Origin of the sequence: Nocardia salmonicida (assembly GCF_036142455.1) — a bacterium.
Taxonomy (GTDB): domain Bacteria; phylum Actinomycetota; class Actinomycetes; order Mycobacteriales; family Mycobacteriaceae; genus Nocardia; species Nocardia salmonicida.
In genome coordinates, this window is the sequence record NZ_CP108014.1 from 3,608,563 (window position 1) to 3,626,052 (window position 17,490).

Genomic DNA, 17,490 nt, shown 5'->3' on the forward strand with positions numbered 1-17,490 from the left:
ATGAGCCAGTACCTGGTCCTGATCTACGGCGACGAAGCCACCTACGCCGCGTACTCCCCCACCGAGTTCGACGACATGCTCGCCGCCCATCGCACCTTCCAGCAGATCGCCGGTGACGCCAACCTCGGCGGGCAGGCATTGCAGCCCACCGCGACCGCCACCACGATCCGCCACGATGCGGGCGGCGAGGTCGTCATCACCGACGGCCCGTTCGCCGAGGCGAAGGAAGCACTCGGCGGCTACTACCTACTCGAGGCGCCGGACCTGGACGCCGCGATCGCCATCGCCGCACAGGTACCTGCCCCCACCGGTGGCGTCGAGGTGCGCCCGATCCAGGTCTACCCGCAGTCGTGATCACAGCGGCGGCCGCGGCCGTCGAACAGGCGCACCGTCGCGAGTGGGCTTTTGTGCTCGCCGCGACGGTGCGGTCGGTCCGCGATTTCGACCTCGCCGAGGAATGCGTGCAGGACGCCTACGCGACGGCGCTGACCGTCTGGGCGAGCGACGGTGTCCCGGCCCGACCCGGCGCCTGGCTGACGACGGTCGCGCGGCGTCGCGGCCTCGACCTGCTGCGCCGCGACAGCACCTTCCGGCGCGCGCTGCCCCGGCTCGTCGTCGACGAATCGGTGGACGATACCGCCGACCTCGCCCTGGCCGATCTGGACGACCCGGTGATCCCCGACGACCGGCTGCGGCTGATCAGCACCTGCTGTCACCCCGCGCTAGCGCCGCAGGCGCAGGTCGCCCTGACACTGCGGCTGGTCTGCGGCGTCACCACCGCCGAGGTGGCTCGCGCGTTCCTGGTGAGCGAGGCGACCATGGCCGCGCGGATCACCCGCGCCAAGAAGAAGATCGCGGTAGCGGCGATCCCGTATCGAGTGCCCTCGGTGCGCGAGCTGCCGCAGCGGCTCGATTCCATCTGCGCGGTCATCCACCTGCTGTTCACCACCGGCCACACCGCGCCCGCGGGCGAAGTGCTGGTCCGTACCGATCTCGTCGACCGGTCGCTGCAGTTGGCCAGGATGATGCACGCGCTCGTCCCCGACGACCCGTCGGTGACCGGGCTGCTGGCGCTGATCCTGCTCACCGACGCGCGCCGGGCAGCGCGCGTCGACGACGAAGGCACGCTGTGCACGCTCGAACACCAGGACCGCGACCGCTGGGACAGAGCGGCCATCGCCGAGGGCATCGCGCTGGTGAAACACGCGCTGCCACATACCGACCGATATACCTTGCAGGCCGCGATCGCCGCCGTGCACGACGAGGCACCGACCTGGGCCGATACCGACTGGCGGGAGATCATCGGCCTGTACCGGCTGTTGCTGCGCGATGCGCCGTCGCCGGTCGCGCTGCTCAATCACGCCATCGCGGTCGGCTTGGCCGGCGATCCGGCCCAGGCGCTGGCGCTCCTGGATCCGCTCGGCGCGGAACCGGCGCTGGCGACCTACGGCTATCTCGACGCCGCCCGCGCCGCCTTCCTCACCGATCTCGGACGCACCGGCGAAGCGATCGCCGCCTACGAGTCGGCGCTGCTGCTCACCGACAATGCGGTCGAACGTGCCCATCTGCGCGGCAAACTCGCCGCGCTGACCCGCTGAGTACTACTGCGTGATCAGGCGCCCTCGGCTGCCAGCTCGCGCTTCCATTCACGGAAGCCCTCCTCGGTGCGGCCGCGCCGCCAGTATCCCGAGATCGAGAGCCATTTCGGCGCGATGTCGCGTTCCTTGCGCAGGTAAGGGCGCAGCTGACGCATCACGGACTCGGCCTCGCCGTGCACGAACGCCTGCACCTGACCCGGCAACCACTCGGCCGCACGCACCGCCGCCACCAGCGGCGAATGCGCCCCGGCCAGGTCGTCGGTGATCCGGTCCGAGGACACACCGCGATGCACCCAGTGCAGGCGCAGATCAGCGGGAGAAACAAGGGGGATCTCGTCCTCGGTGCCGCCCACCTCGACGAACACGAGCGCGGGCGCGCCGGCCGGCAGTGCTTCGAGGGCGGCCGCGACAGCGGGCAGCGCCGATTCGTCGCCGGCGAGCAGGTACCAGTCGGCCGCCCGGTCGGGTGCGAACGCGCCGCCCGGTCCGTTCAACCAGAACCGCGCGCCCGGCTCCACCGAGCGTGCCCACGGCCCCGCGACGCCCTCGTCGCCGTGCACCACGAAGTCGATGCTGATCTCGCGCGGCTCGGGATCGAAGGATCGCACCGTGTAGGTGCGCAGCACGGGCTGGCTCTCCGGGCCGAGCGTCGCGCGCACCGTGTCGAGATCGAACGGCTCGGGATATTCGACGCCGGGCGCCGGGAAGATCAACTTCACATAGGCGTCGGTGAACGCGTTAGGGGTGAATCCGTCCGACACGGTGCCGACCACGCGCACCAGGTGCGGGGTCAACCACTGCTTGCGGACGACTGTGACGGTGACCGGTATCGGCACGGCTGCTCCCAACTCCTCAGATCCCTGCCGACGGTACCCGCGGCGCGGCGAGAAGTGGGGAGCCAGCTCGCTCCGCTACTCCGACCAGCGTTCCTCGAGCATCGCCGAGACCTGTTCGGCGAAGTCGCCGACCGCGTCGTCGCCGGTCATCCTGGCGTCTTCGGCGAGTGCGGACCACCGGTTGATCAGGGCTTCCGAGCGCGGGACCGACAGCCCGTGTTCGCGGGCGGTGGCGATGCGGGCGTGGTCGGCGGGCAGGAACCAGTAGGTGGACAGCCAGACCCAGATCAGCCGGGCCTCGAGGATCCGTTCGGCGAGAACGGTGTCGTCGGCCAGCGACGGCCAGACGCCGACCACGGCAGAACGCCAGGCCTCGACCATTTCCTTGGCTCGGCTGCGCGAGAGTTCGAAATCGCACAGGCAGCCGGGGTAGGAGACGAGCGCGTAAGTGATGTCGAGGGTGGCGTCGCGGAAACCGCCCCACTCGTAGTCGAGGAACCGCGCACCTTCCTCGTTCATGATCACGTTGTCGGGGCACAGGTCCGACGGGCTGAACGCGCGGTAGCGGCCACCGGTGAACAGACGGTTGCCGTGCACGATGCGTTCGGCGATCTCGCCGGGCACCTCGATGCCGAACTCGGCCGCGAGCAGACCGGGGACCTCGGCGATGGCGGCCTGGGCCTGCTGGGCGATCCCGTCGACGCGGTGCACCGAGTCGACCCGACGCATCAGGGCGACGAAGTCGGGTTCGCGGCCGACGGTCGCGGCGTGCATCCGGCCGAGCGCCTGCGCGAACGCCATCAGCGAGTTGCGGGTACCCGGCTCCACACGTGCCTGCAGCACCGAGGTGAGTAACGCGTTGTCACCGAGGTCGGAGAGCACGAGGAGCCGGTCGGGGACGCTGTGCGCGATCAGGAAGGCACCGGGACGCTGCTCGCGACTCAGCGCGGTGGTGAACTGGTAGGACACCGCCTCGCGGAGGAACGCCGCGTCGATGCTGGCGACGCCGGGCGCCAAGCCACCGGCGCGGCGGTCGGGAGTAGAACCGCGCACCTGCTTGACGATCAGCGTGCGCGGCAACGAAAATGCGTTTTCCGCAACACGCACGCGTAGGACTGTCGTCCTACCACTGCCGCTGAGCTCGATCGGATCACTCAGCTTTACCGGAGCACCCATTCGCTTTGTGAGCAACTGTTGTGCTGCGGACACGACGTCGGCGGCGCGTTCGGCCAATAGTGCGGTCATCGCCTCTCAAGCTACTCGTACCCGGTCACTTCTAGCGAGCGGTTGGACAACCTTTCCGCGTCGTTCGGCGTGTTGGCACCGAGGTTGCGCGTGTGTTCCTGTTGGCTTGACACATCAGCCGGTCGTCGGGTTTTCTCATCGTGAACTGCTGTGCGCCACACCGCAAACCGGTTGAGTCGAAAGGTCTACCACAGTGACCGACACACCGTACGCCGCATCGAGCGATTCACCGGGCGGGTCGCCTGTTCCGGGCGGTGGCGGACAATTCGCCGGACCCGGGGGCAGACACGAGGGAACCGGGCAACCACCGGCTCCCGGTACCGGACCGAGCAGGCACGGAATGGCCGGTGGCGCAGGCTATCCGCAGTTCGAGGGCCCCGGCGCCGCCCAGTACGGGCACGAGCCGGTCGAGCCGCCGCCACCGATTGCCGGCCACGGCGGACAGACGCCGCAGTACGGGCCCACCGGCACGGGTCCCGGTTACGCGGTGCCCCAGTCGAAACCGGAGAATCCGACCTACCCCGCAGCCCCCGCATCCGGCGTGTCAACGGGTGGTGGCGGGCAGACGCCCGGTTACTACCATTCGGGAGCACAGGCCCTCGATATCGGCCGTTCGCTGAGCTACGGCTGGGAGCGATTCCGGGCCAATCCCGGTCCGTGGCTGGGGGTCACCGCGGTGGGGGTATTGATCTATCTCGGCTTCCTCGCCGTCGTCCAGATCGTCGATCCGACATCACCGTTCAGCGTGCTGTTCCTGTTCTTGATGGTGATCGTCGCGCTGTGGCTGCTGCAGGCGGCGATGGTGCGCGGCGCGCTCTACGAAACCGACGGGTATCCACCGGCATTCGGATCGTTCTTCCGATTCGTGAACGCGGGCAATGTCCTGCTGACCTCGCTGCTCGCGTTCACCGTCACCCTGCTGCTGTCGTCGCTGTGCCTGGCTCCGGGGCTGATCGCCGGGTTCCTGTGCATGTTCTCGCTGCACTTCGTGATCGATCAGGACTACGGCCCCGTGGAAGCGATCAAGGCGAGCGCGCAGCTGGTGCTGGCGAATCTGTGGGCGTCGCTGCTGCTGGCCCTCACCGTCATGCTGGTCACCCTCGTCGGCGCGGCGCTGTGCGGGCTGGGCCTGTTCGTCGCGGGGCCGGTGTGCGTCATCGCGGTGACGTACTCCTACCGGATGTTGACGGCGGGACCGGTCGCCCGCGTCTGAGGTCAGCGTTCGAGGGTGGTCCGCATGCCGATGGCCCGCTTGAACCGGCCGATCGGGCCCCTCTCGTCACCCGCCTTGGGCCGCAGCTCGAGCACCACCACTCCGGCGATCACGATGCCAACCAGGTTCACCGCCAGCTGACCGGCCGACTCGAACGCCCGGTGCCACTGTCCGAGCGTCGCCGCCACCACCGCGTACCCGGCGGCGGGCACGGTCGTCACCGAGATGAAGACACCGATCAGGGCCGCTGATTTCGCGGTGACCAGCGACAACATGCCTGCCGATCCAGCGAGCAACGCCACGACCAACGAGAACGGACCGACCTCGTAGATGAAGTCGACGTTGTGCGCGTCGATGATGCCCTCGGTGGTGATCCAACCGAGGTGCTCCCACACGATCGTCGCGCCCAGCGTGACCACCATCGCGATCGGGAATGCCACCGCCAAGGCGATCATCGAGCGCCGCGCCAGCCGCCAGTTGCGGCGCACCAGCGCCACCGACAAAGCCGCCAGGGGACCGAACTCCGGGCCCACCACCATCGCGCCGACGACGGTGACCGGCGAGTCGGTGGCCACTCCGATCGCGGCCAGCAGGCAGGCGATGGTCAGGAACGCGACGAAGGTGGCGTTGAGCGAGGATTCCTCGCGGGTCTCCTTGAGCAGTTGCTCCCAGATCACCGCGTCGCTCGGATCACCGGGCGCCGCCCGGACCGCGCGGTCCGCGGCGTCGGAGAGCACCGCGTCGACCGGGCCGAGGGTGATCCCGCCGTGCTCGACGATACCGAGCGCCTTCACGTCGGCGAGCACCGTGTTGCCCGCCTCTCGCGCCACGTCCGCCTGGACGAGATCGCCCACGGGGTCGAGCGCGACCCCGCGCATCACCGTGAGGTGGGTGACACCGGCGTCGGCTTCGAGGATCCGCACCAATGCATCGGTCTGGTCGGGCGGGCTGATCACTCGAAGATGTAGCACCGGTGTCCTCCTGATCGGTATCGCCGTGGCGATACGGGAACTGACCAGAAGGTACCGGGCTACCTCCGATGACCGCTATTTCTCGGCCGCAACAACTTTCGCCGCGTCGGTGGCCTTGCCCTTGACCTCGGGCTTGGCGTCGATGCCCGCTTCCTTACGCTGCTGCGCGGTGATCTGCGCGGGCGCGTCGGTGAGCGGGTCGACACCGCCGCCGGTCTTCGGGAACGCGATCACCTCGCGGATCGAGTCCTCACCGGCCAGCAGCGCGGTGATGCGGTCCCAGCCGAAGGCGATGCCGCCGTGCGGCGGGGCGCCGTAGGCGAACGCGTCGAGCAGGAAGCCGAACTTGTCCTGGGCTTCGGCATTGTCGATGCCCATCACCGAGAACACGCGTTCCTGCACATCGCGACGGTGGATACGGATGGAACCGCCACCGATCTCGTTGCCGTTGCAGACGATGTCGTAGGCGTAGGCCAGCGCGGAGCCGGGGTCGGTGTCGAAGGTGTCGAGCGACTCGGGCTTGGGCGAGGTGAACGCGTGGTGCACCGCGGTCCAGGCCGAGTGGCCCAGCGCCACGTCACCACTGGCGGTGGCCTCGGCGGCGGGCTCGAACATCGGGGCGTCGACGATCCAGACGAAAGCCCAGGCGTTGGGGTCGATGAGGTCGCACTTGCGGGCGATCTCGCCGCGCGCGGCACCCAGCAGGGCACGGCTCGACTTCACCGCGCCGGCGGCGAAGAACACGCAGTCGCCCGGCTCGGCGCCGACCTGCTTGGCCAGGCCGTCCCGTTCCGCGTCGGTCAGGTTCTTGGCGACCGGGCCGCCCAGGGTGCCGTCTTCGTTGATCAGGATGTAAGCCAGGCCCTTGGCGCCACGCTGCTTAGCCCACTCCTGCCAGGCATCGAGCTGGCGTCGCGGCTGGCTCGCGCCACCGGGCATCACGACCGCGCCCACGTACTCCGACTGGAACACCCGGAAAGTCGTGTCCTTGAAGTAGTCGCTGAGCTCGGTGATCTCGACGCCGAAACGCAGGTCGGGCTTGTCGGAGCCGTAGCGCCGCATCGACTCCGCGTAGGTCATGTGCGGAATCGGGGTGACGATGTCGTGGCCGACCAGCTTCCACAGCGCGGTCAAAATATCCTCGGCCAGCAGGATCACGTCGTCCTGGCGCACGAAGCTCATCTCGATGTCGAGCTGGGTGAACTCGGGCTGACGATCGGCGCGGAAGTCCTCGTCGCGGTAGCAGCGCGCGATCTGGTAGTAGCGCTCGATGCCACCGACCATCAGCAGCTGCTTGAACAGCTGCGGGCTCTGCGGCAGCGCGTAGAAGCTGCCCGGCTGCAGGCGCGCGGGAACCAGGAAGTCGCGAGCGCCCTCCGGGGTGGAGCGGGTGAGCGTGGGGGTCTCGACCTCGACGAAGTCGTGGCTTGCCAGCACCTCGCGGGCGGCGGCGTTGACCTTGGAGCGCAGGCGGATGGCGTGGCCGGGGCCTTCGCGGCGCAGGTCGAGGTAGCGGTACTTGAGGCGGGCCTCGTCGCCGGGGGTCTCGTCGAGCTGGAACGGCAGCGGCGCGCTCTCGTTGAGCACGACCAGTTCCTTGGCGTCGACCTCGATCTGCCCGGTCGGCAGCTCCGGGTTCTCGTTGCCGTCGGGACGCCGTTCCACCACACCGGTGACCTGCACACAGTATTCCGCGCGCAGCTTGTGGGCCTGTTCGGCCGCCTCGCCCTCGCGGAAAACCACCTGCGAGACGCCCGAAGCGTCGCGCAGATCGATGAAGGTCACACCACCGTGGTCACGACGCCTCGCCACCCAGCCGGTGAGGGTGACGGTCTGACCGGCGTGCTCGCCTCGCAGCGAACCAGCCAAGTGGGTGCGCAGCACGGTATTCCTTTCGACAGACTTTCACGGACTTGTCGCACCGGCGCAGATGACCGGGTGCACTGCCATCGTAGTGAGACACGGTGCCCGAGTGAAAACCGATATATTCCCCACCGTGTCAAGCTTGTGACACCTGTCCGCCGTCGCCGCTCCCGCCGACGGTGAATCATGCTGTGAGGCAGCTGGACAACCGAGCGAAGGCGAGTACCGCGATGACCTTCAACGAAGGTATGCAGATCGATCCCGGCCGGGCTTCCTCGGGTGGCGGACCCGGCATGGGCGGCAAGCTCGCTCTCGGCGGCGGCGCTGGCGGTCTGATCCTGTTGGTCATCACGCTGCTCCTCGGTGGCGATCCCGGGACGGTACTCGGCAACTTCACCGGCGCGCAGAGCGGGCAGCAGGCTCAGCCGGGGACCGCGGGAACGCCGGCGCACTGCAAGACCGGCGCCGACGCGAACAAGTACGTCGACTGCCGGGTGGTGGCCACCGCGCAGAGCCTCGACGCGGTGTGGTCGGTGCAGCTGCCGCAACAGACCGGCAAGAACTATGTCGAGCCCGAGCTGGTGCTGTTCACCGGTGCCGTGAATACCGGGTGCGGCAATGCCACCAGCGACGTCGGACCCTTCTACTGCCCGGCCGACCAGACCGCCTACTTCGACACGGCCTTCTTCCAGGAGCTGACCGACCGGTTCGGCGCGAGCGCGGGACCGCTGGCGCAGGAGTACGTGGTCGCGCACGAGGTCGGCCACCATATCCAGAACCAGCTCGGCGATATCGGCAAGGCCCAGCGCGATCCGCAGGGCGCGACCTCCGGCGCGGTGCGCACCGAACTGCAGGCCGACTGCTACGCCGGCATCTGGGCCAACTTCGCCGACAAGCAGCCCTCGCCGGGAGGTGGGCAGCCCTTCCTGAAAACCCTGTCCGACAAAGATATTCGCGACGCGCTGTCGGCCGCGAATGCCGTAGGCGACGACCGCATCCAACGCTCGGCGGGTCGCGGCGTCAATCCCGAGTCGTGGACCCACGGGTCCTCGGATCAGCGGCAGAAGTGGTTCCTCGTCGGCTACCGGACCGGGTCGGTGCAGGCCTGTGACACCTATTCCGCGCGTGACCTGGACAACCCGCCCGGGCTACGCTGACTCCTCGAACGCGATACCCACGCACTGTCTTTCGATCGAGGGGAACCCATGCGCCTGACCATGACCGGACTGCTCGTCTGCGCTCTCGCCCTGCCGGGCGCGAGCGCACTCGCCCATGCCGATCCGGCGCCACTACCGTTGGTGAGCCTGACCACGATCCCCGACGGCTGGTCGCAGCGCACCGACCTGCGCCCGGTCCTGCAGATCTTCGCCGACGGCGAGGCCGTGCACCAGCCCGATGCCGTGAGCAAGGACCGCAAGCCCGAGACCGCCCCCAAGAAGGTGACCGGAAAGGTTGCCTCCGACGTGATTTCGGCCGCGCGCGAGGAGATCAACGCGCTCAAGGAGATCGATTTCGGCATTCCGGCCGGCGATAACAGGGGCACCCAGATCATCGATCTGATGCCCGACGATCCGGCCGACGAAGTCCACCTGGTCGTCTACTCCCCCGAGGCATCCGATGGCCTCGATCCGGCGCAGAAGGACGCCCGCAAACGCTTCACCGACCTCTACAAGAAGCTGGTCGACGCCTTCAAGAGCTGATCGTTCGACGCTGACCCGAAGGGGCTCGCCGGTTTCCACCGGCGAGCCCCTTCGGGTCAGAAGCGGTCCGCGGTCGCGTCCTCGTCGCGTTCGTCCTCGTGGACGGCACCGATGACGTCGGGTGTGGATTCGCCCAGCGGACCGGTGAGATCGTCGTTGCCGGTGCGGCTCTGGTAGGGCTGCACGGTGCGACCGTGTTCTTCCTCGTTGTTGCCACGGCCCGCGCCGCCGCCTGCTCCCGCGCCGCCGCCCATCATGCCGGAGGTACCGCCGGTGCTCGCGGCCGTGGTGGTGCCGGAGCCCATCGCGTTGACGGTGGGCATCACTCGACCGGCGGGGACCGCCGCACCCGGTACGGCCGCGGTGGTCTTCGGCGTACCCGCGCCTGGGGTGCCCGCGGAACTGCCGCCCGCACCACCCCGCGCGGTCCCGAGCGCGCCGAGCGAGGCGCCGGAACCGCCGCCGCTGCCACCGGAACCACCGGAGCCGAGGCTCGACGCTGTCGTCGAGCCGGGAGAGGTGGTGCCCGCGGTGGTGCTCGCCGCGGTGGTGGAGGAGTCGCCGCCGCCGGTGAAGGCTTCCTCTGCCTGGGTGAGCAGCGGTTCGCCGATGTTCTCCGACGCGGCGGAGAGGACTTCCTCGGGCGAGGGCAGGCCGCTCTGACTGGCGAGCTGCCCGACGACGCCGCTGAGTTCACCGGTGTAGCCCATCAACTGCCCACGGGTGACATTGACGACCGACACCGCCTCACCGAGATGCGTGGTGGCCAAGCCGATCAAGGTTGCCTGGGTCGGCGGCAGCATGATCGTCGGCGCGAGCGCGGTGGCCTGGGCCGCGAAGGTGGTGGCGATGGTGGTGAGCTGCGCGTTGCCGGTCTGCACGACAGCGGCCGCCTGCTGGGTGAGCGCGGAGATGTCGATGCCGCGCTGACTGGTGTCCTGCCCCTGGGTCTGCGCCTGCTGGCTGGCTGTGGTCGCCGCGTCGGCGGCCTGGCCTTCCCACACCTGCTGAACGGTCTTCACCCCGCCTTGGGCCAGGCTCATCGCCTGTTCGATCACCGCGGAGGAGTTGCTCAGGATCGTGGTCGGGTCCAGCCCGCTGAAAACACCGGTACCGAAGCTGCTGAGCAGGTCGAGGAACGGCTGGAACAGGGTGTCGACGCCGGGCAGCGCCGGCAGCGACAGTCCGCTCATCAGCGCGGCGACCGGATCTTCGGTCAGTGTCGTCGCGGCGGCGGACGTGCTCGCGCCGGAGGTGTTCGCGGCGCCGGCGCCCGATGTGCCGGTGAGTGCGGACTTGGCCTGGTCGAACGCGGTCAGCGCGGCGGCCGACGCGGGCGCCGCGACCTGAGCCACCGTGCCCTGCAGGCCGCTGAGCGCGGATGAGGCGTCCTCGGCGACGCCGGACAGGATGTCCTGGGGTTGTACGCCGGTGCCGAGCCCGCCGAGCCCGCCCAACCCGGCGGGCGACATGCTGCCGTTCTGGGCTTCGTCGGTGATCTTCTGCGCGAGTGTGAAGACCGCTTCCTCGTCGGCCGCCACATCCTCGGGCACCTGCATCAGCGACACATCCAGAATCGCCTGCGAGTCGAGCGGTACCGCACCCAGCACCGACGCGGTCGCGGCATCGGCAGCGGCCATGGCGGCGTCGGGAGCGATGACTCCGGTGTCCGAACTCAGCGGCTTCACGCTGGGCCCCCGAGCCCAGCAGCCTGACGCGCGAGTTCGGCGGCGTTGTCGATATCGGTCGTCTCGAAGGTCACCGACGACTTGAAGGCCGCGTCCGAGAGCGAGCTGAACTTGGCCGACAGATCGTTGATGTCCTTGGCCTGCAACGCTTGTGCCGCCGCGAACATCGCCAGGTAGTCGGCGCCGATGAGGCCGAACACCGGCGTCGCCGCCGAGACGCTGGCGACCAAGTCGATATTGCCCGCCGCGGCGACCTGTGCCGCCACCCCGCCATTGGTCGCCGCGAACGCGGCGACCTCTCCGGTTTGCACCGAGAGATCGGTCATGCGAATCCCCCCAACTCGTCGTGAAAAGTCTGCACTACAGAAGGCAACGGCGGACGCGAAACTCCCGACGCGACCGCCCAACTGCGATTGGCGCCAAATATAGCCGAATTCGCCGACAGTTTTCGAGTCGTGCCACCTTCGATCTGGGCGATCGACTATCAAAACTAGAACATGTTCTATATCCTCGAGCTCATGAAGGTCGCAGTGACCGGCGCAGCCGGCTACCTCGGTACCAACTTGATCCCTCTGCTCGTCGAGCGCGGCCACGAGGTCGTCGCGATCGACCGCGTGGCCCCGACCACCGCCGATCCGGCCGTGACCTGGGTCGAAGGCGATGTGCTCGACCCCGCGTCGATGCGGACCGTACTGGCGGGCGCCGAGGTGGTCTACCACCTCGTCGCGTTGATCACCCTCGCCGAACGCAACGATCTGGCGTGGCGGGTGAACACCGAAGGCGTGCGCGTCACCGCCGAGGCGGCGCTGGAATCGGGAGTGCGCCGGTTCGTCCACACCAGTTCCATCCACGCCTTCGATCAGTACCGCGCGGGCGGGCACATCGACGAGACCTCCGGCCGCTCCGACGATCCCAGCCTGCCGGTGTACGACCGGTCGAAGTGGTCCGGCGAACTGGCGTTGCGGCCGGTGATCGAACGCGGACTCGACGCGGTGATCGTGAATCCGACCGGCGTCTACGGTCCGGTCGACCACCTGGACCGGCTCTCGCGCATCAACTCCGCCGCCGGCCAGGCGATGCGTGGCCGAGTTCCGGTGATGATCGGCGGCGGCTTCGATCTGGTCGACGTGCGCGATGTCGCCCACGGCCTGATCCTGGCGGGCGAGAAGGGCCGCACCGGCGAGAACTACCTGCTCGGCGGCGAGATGACCACGATGGTCGACCTGTGCCGGATGGCCGCGGCCCGCACCGGCGCCAAGGGTCCACGCTTCGTCATCCCGGCGAAGGCGGTCGGCGCGATGATGCCGGTGCTCGAGCCGATCAGCAGGCGCCTCGGCTCCGACATCATGTCCAAAGCCGCTATGGGCGCGCTGATCTCGGCGCCGACCGTCGATCACGGCAAGGCCGAACGCGAACTCGGCTACCGCCCGCGTCCGACCCTGGAGACCGTCAACGACCTGGTCGACTTCCTGCGGGCGTCGCGTCAGGCTTGACACCTGTTCGAACAAATGTTCGACTCGTGGGGTGCGGTGGCAAGCTCAGACCCTGGACGCCGATGACGGCGCGCTGCCCGGCCTGACCAGGGCCGGGCTGGTTCGCTCCGTCCGCACCCCCGAGTTCGACGGCATCACCTTCCACGAGGTGCTGTGCAAGAGCGCGCTGAACAAGATGCCCGAGGGCTCCGCGCTGCCCTTCCGCTGGACGATCAACCCGATGCGCGGCTGCTCGCACGCCTGCCGCTATTGCTTCGCGCGCGGCAGCCACGAATATCTCGGCCTCGACGCGGGCGAGGATTTCGATTCCGAGATCGTGGTGAAGACCAATATCGCCGCGGTGCTACGCCGTGAGCTCATGCGCCGTTCCTGGCAGCGCGAGGCGGTGGCGCTCGGCACCAACACCGACCCCTATCAACGTGCCGAGGGCCGATACCGCTTGATGCCCGGCATCATCACCGCGCTCTCCGATTCGGGCACCCCGTTCTCCATCCTCACCAAGGGCCCGCTGCTGCGCCGCGACCTCCCGCTACTCACCGAGGCGGCCCGGCGCGTCGAGGTGAGCGTCGCGGTGTCGATCGCCATCCTCGATCCCGATCTGCACCACAGCCTCGAACCGGGAACCCCCGAACCGCGCGCCCGCCTCGACCTGGTCCGCGCACTGGCCGACGCGGGCTTCACCGTCCATGTCATGGCCGCGCCGATCATCCCGTGCCTCACCGACAGCCGAGCACATCTCGAGGCCCTGTTCGCCGCGATCGCCGACGCGGGCGCGTCCAGCGCCATGGCCTTCCCGATGCACCTGCGCGGCCCCACCCGGGACTGGTTCCTCACCTGGCTCGCCACCGAACACCCCGCACTCATCCGCCGCTACCGCCAGCTCTACGCCCGCGGCGGCAACGTCACCCCGCTCTACCGCGACTGGCTACGCGACCGGGTGAACCCCCTGCTGACGCACCACGGCCTCCGTCAGACCCAAGGCCGCACAACGCCAGCCACTCCCCCTGCCACGCCACAGAGCGCACAACTCGCTCTCTTCGGCTGACCGCCGCCAGACCTCCGGCACTCGGATCCGACAACGAGAGGTTCAGCCGAGTGCGGCGACCTCGGAATCGCTGAGGACTACCGGCGAAACACTGTCCTTGCTGCGCACCGACCGCACCGCGCGATACAGCGGGCGTTCCTCGAGACCCGCATCGCGCGCCTCGGCGCGCAGCTGCTGCACCAGCACTTCCGAGATCGCGATCGCGGCGACGAGTTCGCTGGCGGCGAGCGCGTCGGCGAGTTTGCGCAGGCCGAGTAGGTGCAGTTCACGTCCGCTGCCCACATCGGTATACATCGCCAGGGGCACCAGTTGGGTGTCGCCGCCCGCGGTGACCCGCAAGGCGATGCGACTGAGCCGTGCTGGGTACACCAGCAGGTGCACGCCGGTGGCGTCGGCGAGGTCGAGGGTGTGTTCGCCGAACAGGCGATGTGCGCGGATCACGGTGCCGCTCAACCACATTCGGCGACGCTGGAAAGCGAACACGTAGCCGATGGTCGGGACCGCGACGGCCAGTCCGATCAGGATCGCGTACGGCCAGCTCAGCCAGACCGCCGACAGCAGCGTCGCCCCGACGCCGACTCCGAGCGCGGCCAGCGCGAGCCTGCGCAACATCGGCGCGAACACCTCGGGCGCCACCAGGTCGATACCCACCGGTTCCGTCGCCGACGACTGCCCGGATTGCCCGTCCACGATGACCCTCTCCACCCGCCACCGGCCCGCCCGGTGTGGCGCGGTCAGATTACCGCGCCCCACCGACCTCAGCAGCCCGCTACCCGAGCTCCTCGCGCAGCACCGAGACGACTCCGTCGAGCGGGACGGACCGCTGCTCGCCGGTCGCCATCTCCTTGACGCCGATGGTGTTCTCGGCGAGATCGCGGTCACCGAGCACGAGGGTGTATTTCGCCCCCGAACGGTCGGCGCCCTTCATCGCGCCCTTCATCCCGCGTCCGCCATAGGCCAGGTCGACGCTGATGTCGGCGGCGCGCAGCTCACCGGCCAGCGCGACCAGCTTCGCCTTGGCGGCGTCACCGAGCGCGACGCCGTAGACCTGGCAGCGCGCGGGATCGGCCGCCGACTTGCCCTCGGCCGCGAGCGCCAGCACGGTCCGGTCGACGCCGATGCCGAACCCGATGCCCGACAGCGGCTGTCCGCCGAGTTCGGCCATCAGACCGTCGTAGCGCCCACCGCCGCCGATGCCCGACTGCGCGCCGAGCTGATCGTGCACGAATTCGAACGTGGTCTTGGTGTAGTAGTCCAGGCCACGCACCATGCGCGGGTTCACCACATACGGCACGCCGAGCGCGTCCAGGTGGCCGAGAACCTGCTCGAAATGGGCCTTCGCCGACTCCGAGAGGTGGTCGATCATCAACGGCGCGTTCGCGGTCAGCTCTCGCACTTCCGGACGCTTGTCGTCGAGCACGCGCAGCGGGTTGATCTCGGCGCGGCGCTGGGTCTCCTCGTCCAGTGGCAGCCCACGGAGGAACTCCTGCAGTAGTTCGCGGTATTGCGGACGGCACGTCTCGTCGCCGAGCGAGGTGATCTCGAGGCGGAACCCGTCCAGGCCGAGTGAGCGGAACCCGGCGTCGGCGATGGCGATGACCTCCGCGTCGAGGGCGGGATCGTCGATGCCGATCGCCTCGATGCCGACCTGCTGCAACTGCCGGTACCGACCGGCCTGCGGGCGCTCGTACCGGAAGAACGGACCGGCGTAGCAGAGTTTCACCGGCAGCTGACCGCTCTTGTCCAGACCGTGCTGGATCACCGCGCGCATCACGCCCGCGGTGCCTTCGGGACGAAGGGTGAAGCTCTCGCCGTTGCGGTCGGCGAAGGTCCACATCTCCTTGCTGACCACATCGGTCGACTCGCCGACACCCCGTGCGAACAGGGCGGTCTGTTCGAATACCGGCAGCTCGACATGCCCGTACCCCGCCAGTCGGGCGGCATGGATCAAGCCGTCGCGCACGGCGACGAACTCGGCCGAACCGGGCGGCAGGTAGTCGGGGACCCCCTTCGGGGCGGTGAAGCTGCTGGTCTTGGTCACGATGGTCCAGTTTTCCCCACGGGCGCCCTCCGCGTCCAACCGGTTACCCTCTAGACGAACCTGACTAACACGGGAGGAACGCGGTAGTGCCGAGTAACGAACAGCGACGGGCGGCGGCCAAGCGCAAGCTGGAGCGCCAGCTGGCACGACGGGCCGAGCAGGAGAAGAAGCGCAAGCGCTTGACGATCGCGGGCTCGGTACTGGGTGTGATAGTCGTCGCGGCCGCCGCGACCGGCGTGTATTTCCTCACCAGAGGCGACGACAGCGAGTCGGCGAACGCCGAGTCGTCCTCGGCGGTGCCGACGACCCAGTTCGTCAACACCCCCCTCGACATCCCCGGTCCGCCGCCGGCCGCGGCCAAGCCCGCGACCGTCGACTGCAGCTACCCGGTGGACCAAGAGCCCCCCGCGAAGCCCGTCACCGCGCCGGCCACGACATCGGTCGCCACCGACGGTCCCGAGGTCAAGGTCGCGATCGATTCCACGCAGGGCCCGATCGGGTTGTCGCTCAACAGCGCACAGGCACCCTGCACGGTGAACTCGCTGGTGAGCCTGGCCCAGCAGGGCTACTTCGACAAGACCAGCTGCCACCGCATCGTGGCGACGCCGGGCTTCGGCATCCTGCAGTGCGGTGACCCGACGGCGACCGGTAAGGGCGGCCCCGGCTACAGCTTCGACAACGAATACCCGACCGACCTGTTCGCCGCGGGTGACCCGGCGCTCCAGCAGCCGGTGAACTACAAGCGCGGCCTGGTCGCCATGGCAAACGCCGGTACCTCGCCGGAGGGCAAGGGCACCAACGGAAGCCAGTTCTTCCTGGTCTTCGGTGACACGCAGCTGCCGCCGAACTACACCATTTTCGGCACGATCGACGAAGCGGGCTTGGCCACCCTGGACAAGGTCGCGAGCGGCGGCGTCAAGGGCGGCGCCGAGGACGGTGGGCCTGCCATCCCGATCTCGTTCAACACTGTCAAGGTGGGCTGACACCGCCTTTCTCAGCGACACAACGGACCGGACGCGCTCGCGTGTCCGGTCCGTTTCCGCTTTTCGGGCCCCGACGTGCGAAGAAGATCATCAGAGGCTAGGCAACCCTACGATTCATTCGGCCCACGACCCGGTCACCCGCATTTTTTGGGCCACCGGTCGGCCCCGCCGGACATCGCATCGTGTCCTTCGCGCGGTAGGCTCAGATGTCCACTTCCACAGCAGCATCGGGGAGCAGTCATGGCGGAACTCGACGACATCGGCAGCGAAACGGCGTCCATGATGCGCATCATGCTGCAGATGGCCACCCTGGTCGCCCTCAAGTCGCGTGAACACGGTCAGAAAGACGCCGAGTCTCGCGCGAAGGCGATCGAGGCCAAGATGAAGGAAGCGCGGGAGTTGCAGATCCGCGAGGCGCGCGATCTCAAGGCCAAGGATCCGCGCAATATCGAACTCGTGCAGATGATGTCGGTGGGCTCGCGCACGGTGGAATCGCGCGGAGTCGAATCACGCGGCGTCAGCCTCAACAAGGAGTCGGGCTCCCCCTTCGCCGCGAGCGCCGCCGGGCACTCGAGCAGCGCGGGACAGGCAGTCGGCTACGACTCCACCGAGCGGCGCGCGGCGATCGCGGCGCATCTGCAGCGAGCCGGTGTCGCCCCCGAACTGAGCCAGGTCCGAATGCTGGTCGAGATGGGCCACGGAATTTCTCCCGAGGAAGCGATCCGGCTGCGCGACGCGGGCACACGGAACATGCCCGCGCGGGCACGTGGCCTCGAGCGCGGCATCGAACGAGGGATCGAACGCGGACGCTGAT

17 protein-coding genes are annotated in these 17,490 nt (G+C 68.6%); 9 read left to right on the top strand and 8 right to left on the bottom strand.

The window, feature by feature from the left end; all coding sequences use genetic code 11:
• Both OHS03_RS17130 and OHS03_RS17135 read left to right on the top strand, forming a co-directional pair.
• The gene (locus tag OHS03_RS17130; RefSeq protein WP_328663936.1) at nt 1-354 is read left to right on the top strand and encodes a YciI family protein; all 354 of its coding nucleotides are present in this window, start codon (nt 1-3) and stop codon (nt 352-354) included.
• Nucleotides 351-1,598, top strand: coding sequence for an RNA polymerase sigma factor (locus OHS03_RS17135; RefSeq protein ID WP_328663937.1), 1,248 nt, complete (start codon nt 351-353; stop codon nt 1,596-1,598). The genes OHS03_RS17130 and OHS03_RS17135 overlap by 4 nt, the downstream gene beginning before the upstream one ends.
• A 14-nt stretch (nt 1,599-1,612) precedes the next feature.
• Here the strand turns inward: OHS03_RS17135 and OHS03_RS17140 are convergent, their stop codons facing one another.
• Complete coding sequence (locus OHS03_RS17140; protein ID WP_328663941.1) at nt 1,613-2,434, bottom strand: siderophore-interacting protein; 822 nt, start codon at nt 2,432-2,434, stop codon at nt 1,613-1,615.
• A gap of 75 nt (nt 2,435-2,509) precedes the next feature.
• Nucleotides 2,510-3,679: a hypothetical protein gene (locus tag OHS03_RS17145; RefSeq protein ID WP_056810664.1), complete on the bottom strand. Its 1,170-nt coding sequence runs from the start codon at nt 3,677-3,679 to the stop codon at nt 2,510-2,512.
• A 193-nt stretch (nt 3,680-3,872) separates the two neighbouring features.
• Between OHS03_RS17145 and OHS03_RS17150 the strand changes: the two genes are divergently transcribed.
• Nucleotides 3,873-4,892 (top strand): hypothetical protein, encoded by a 1,020-nt coding sequence (locus OHS03_RS17150; protein WP_328663943.1) that lies wholly within the window; start codon nt 3,873-3,875, stop codon nt 4,890-4,892.
• 2 nt (nt 4,893-4,894) lie between these two features.
• Here the strand turns inward: OHS03_RS17150 and OHS03_RS17155 are convergent, their stop codons facing one another.
• Nucleotides 4,895-5,863: a DUF389 domain-containing protein gene (locus OHS03_RS17155; protein WP_063006304.1), complete on the bottom strand. Its 969-nt coding sequence runs from the start codon at nt 5,861-5,863 to the stop codon at nt 4,895-4,897.
• Nucleotides 5,864-5,938: 75 nt separating this feature from the next.
• Nucleotides 5,939-7,747, bottom strand: a complete 1,809-nt coding sequence (gene aspS, locus OHS03_RS17160; protein ID WP_301901506.1) for an aspartate--tRNA ligase — start codon at nt 7,745-7,747, stop codon at nt 5,939-5,941.
• A gap of 209 nt (nt 7,748-7,956) precedes the next feature.
• Between aspS and ypfJ the strand changes: the two genes are divergently transcribed.
• Nucleotides 7,957-8,883, top strand: a complete 927-nt coding sequence (gene ypfJ, locus OHS03_RS17165; RefSeq protein ID WP_062983484.1) for a KPN_02809 family neutral zinc metallopeptidase — start codon at nt 7,957-7,959, stop codon at nt 8,881-8,883.
• A 48-nt stretch (nt 8,884-8,931) separates the two neighbouring features.
• Nucleotides 8,932-9,426: a hypothetical protein gene (locus tag OHS03_RS17170; RefSeq protein ID WP_328663945.1), complete on the top strand. Its 495-nt coding sequence runs from the start codon at nt 8,932-8,934 to the stop codon at nt 9,424-9,426.
• A 56-nt stretch (nt 9,427-9,482) separates the two neighbouring features.
• On the opposite strand, the gene OHS03_RS17175 is transcribed toward OHS03_RS17170, so the two are convergent.
• Both OHS03_RS17175 and OHS03_RS17180 read right to left on the bottom strand, forming a co-directional pair.
• The gene (locus OHS03_RS17175; RefSeq protein ID WP_328663947.1) at nt 9,483-11,114 is read right to left on the bottom strand and encodes a hypothetical protein; all 1,632 of its coding nucleotides are present in this window, start codon (nt 11,112-11,114) and stop codon (nt 9,483-9,485) included.
• On the bottom strand, nt 11,111-11,440 hold the full coding sequence (locus OHS03_RS17180; protein WP_056810684.1) for a type VII secretion target: 330 nt from the start codon (nt 11,438-11,440) through the stop codon (nt 11,111-11,113). Before OHS03_RS17180 ends, OHS03_RS17175 begins: the two co-directional genes overlap by 4 nt.
• Nucleotides 11,441-11,632: 192 nt before the next feature.
• Here OHS03_RS17180 and OHS03_RS17185 point away from each other — a divergent pair, with 192 nt between their 5' ends.
• Together OHS03_RS17185 and OHS03_RS17190 are read left to right on the top strand one after the other, a co-directional pair.
• On the top strand, nt 11,633-12,607 hold the full coding sequence (locus OHS03_RS17185; protein ID WP_056815427.1) for an NAD-dependent epimerase/dehydratase family protein: 975 nt from the start codon (nt 11,633-11,635) through the stop codon (nt 12,605-12,607).
• A gap of 31 nt (nt 12,608-12,638) precedes the next feature.
• Nucleotides 12,639-13,652: an Rv2578c family radical SAM protein gene (locus tag OHS03_RS17190; protein ID WP_328663949.1), complete on the top strand. Its 1,014-nt coding sequence runs from the start codon at nt 12,639-12,641 to the stop codon at nt 13,650-13,652.
• Nucleotides 13,653-13,694: 42 nt separating this feature from the next.
• Here OHS03_RS17190 and OHS03_RS17195 read toward each other — a convergent pair whose 3' ends face one another.
• On the bottom strand, nt 13,695-14,342 hold the full coding sequence (locus OHS03_RS17195; RefSeq protein ID WP_062983481.1) for a hypothetical protein: 648 nt from the start codon (nt 14,340-14,342) through the stop codon (nt 13,695-13,697).
• 79 nt (nt 14,343-14,421) lie between these two features.
• On the bottom strand, nt 14,422-15,693 hold the full coding sequence (gene hisS, locus OHS03_RS17200) for a histidine--tRNA ligase (RefSeq protein WP_056815429.1): 1,272 nt from the start codon (nt 15,691-15,693) through the stop codon (nt 14,422-14,424).
• 86 nt (nt 15,694-15,779) lie between these two features.
• On the opposite strand from hisS, the gene OHS03_RS17205 reads away from it, so the two are divergent.
• Nucleotides 15,780-16,676, top strand: a complete 897-nt coding sequence (locus OHS03_RS17205; RefSeq protein ID WP_328663951.1) for a peptidylprolyl isomerase — start codon at nt 15,780-15,782, stop codon at nt 16,674-16,676.
• Between the two features lie 240 nt (nt 16,677-16,916).
• Nucleotides 16,917-17,489, top strand: a complete 573-nt coding sequence (locus tag OHS03_RS17210) for a hypothetical protein (RefSeq protein ID WP_056810695.1) — start codon at nt 16,917-16,919, stop codon at nt 17,487-17,489.
• Nucleotide 17,490: the final 1 nt, after the last annotated feature.

What these genes read in the sequence shown, in the direction of transcription:
- OHS03_RS17130 (WP_328663936.1), top strand. Translation starts at nt 1, where the DNA reads ATGAGCCAGTACCTGGTCCTGATCTACGGCGACGAAGCCACCTACGCC.
- OHS03_RS17145 (WP_056810664.1), bottom strand. Translation starts at nt 3,679, where the DNA reads ATGACCGCACTATTGGCCGAACGCGCCGCCGACGTCGTGTCCGCAGCA.
- ypfJ (WP_062983484.1), top strand. Translation starts at nt 7,957, where the DNA reads ATGACCTTCAACGAAGGTATGCAGATCGATCCCGGCCGGGCTTCCTCG.
- OHS03_RS17170 (WP_328663945.1), top strand. Translation starts at nt 8,932, where the DNA reads ATGCGCCTGACCATGACCGGACTGCTCGTCTGCGCTCTCGCCCTGCCG.
- OHS03_RS17180 (WP_056810684.1), bottom strand. Translation starts at nt 11,440, where the DNA reads ATGACCGATCTCTCGGTGCAAACCGGAGAGGTCGCCGCGTTCGCGGCG.
- OHS03_RS17185 (WP_056815427.1), top strand. Translation starts at nt 11,633, where the DNA reads ATGAAGGTCGCAGTGACCGGCGCAGCCGGCTACCTCGGTACCAACTTG.
- OHS03_RS17210 (WP_056810695.1), top strand. Translation starts at nt 16,917, where the DNA reads ATGGCGGAACTCGACGACATCGGCAGCGAAACGGCGTCCATGATGCGC.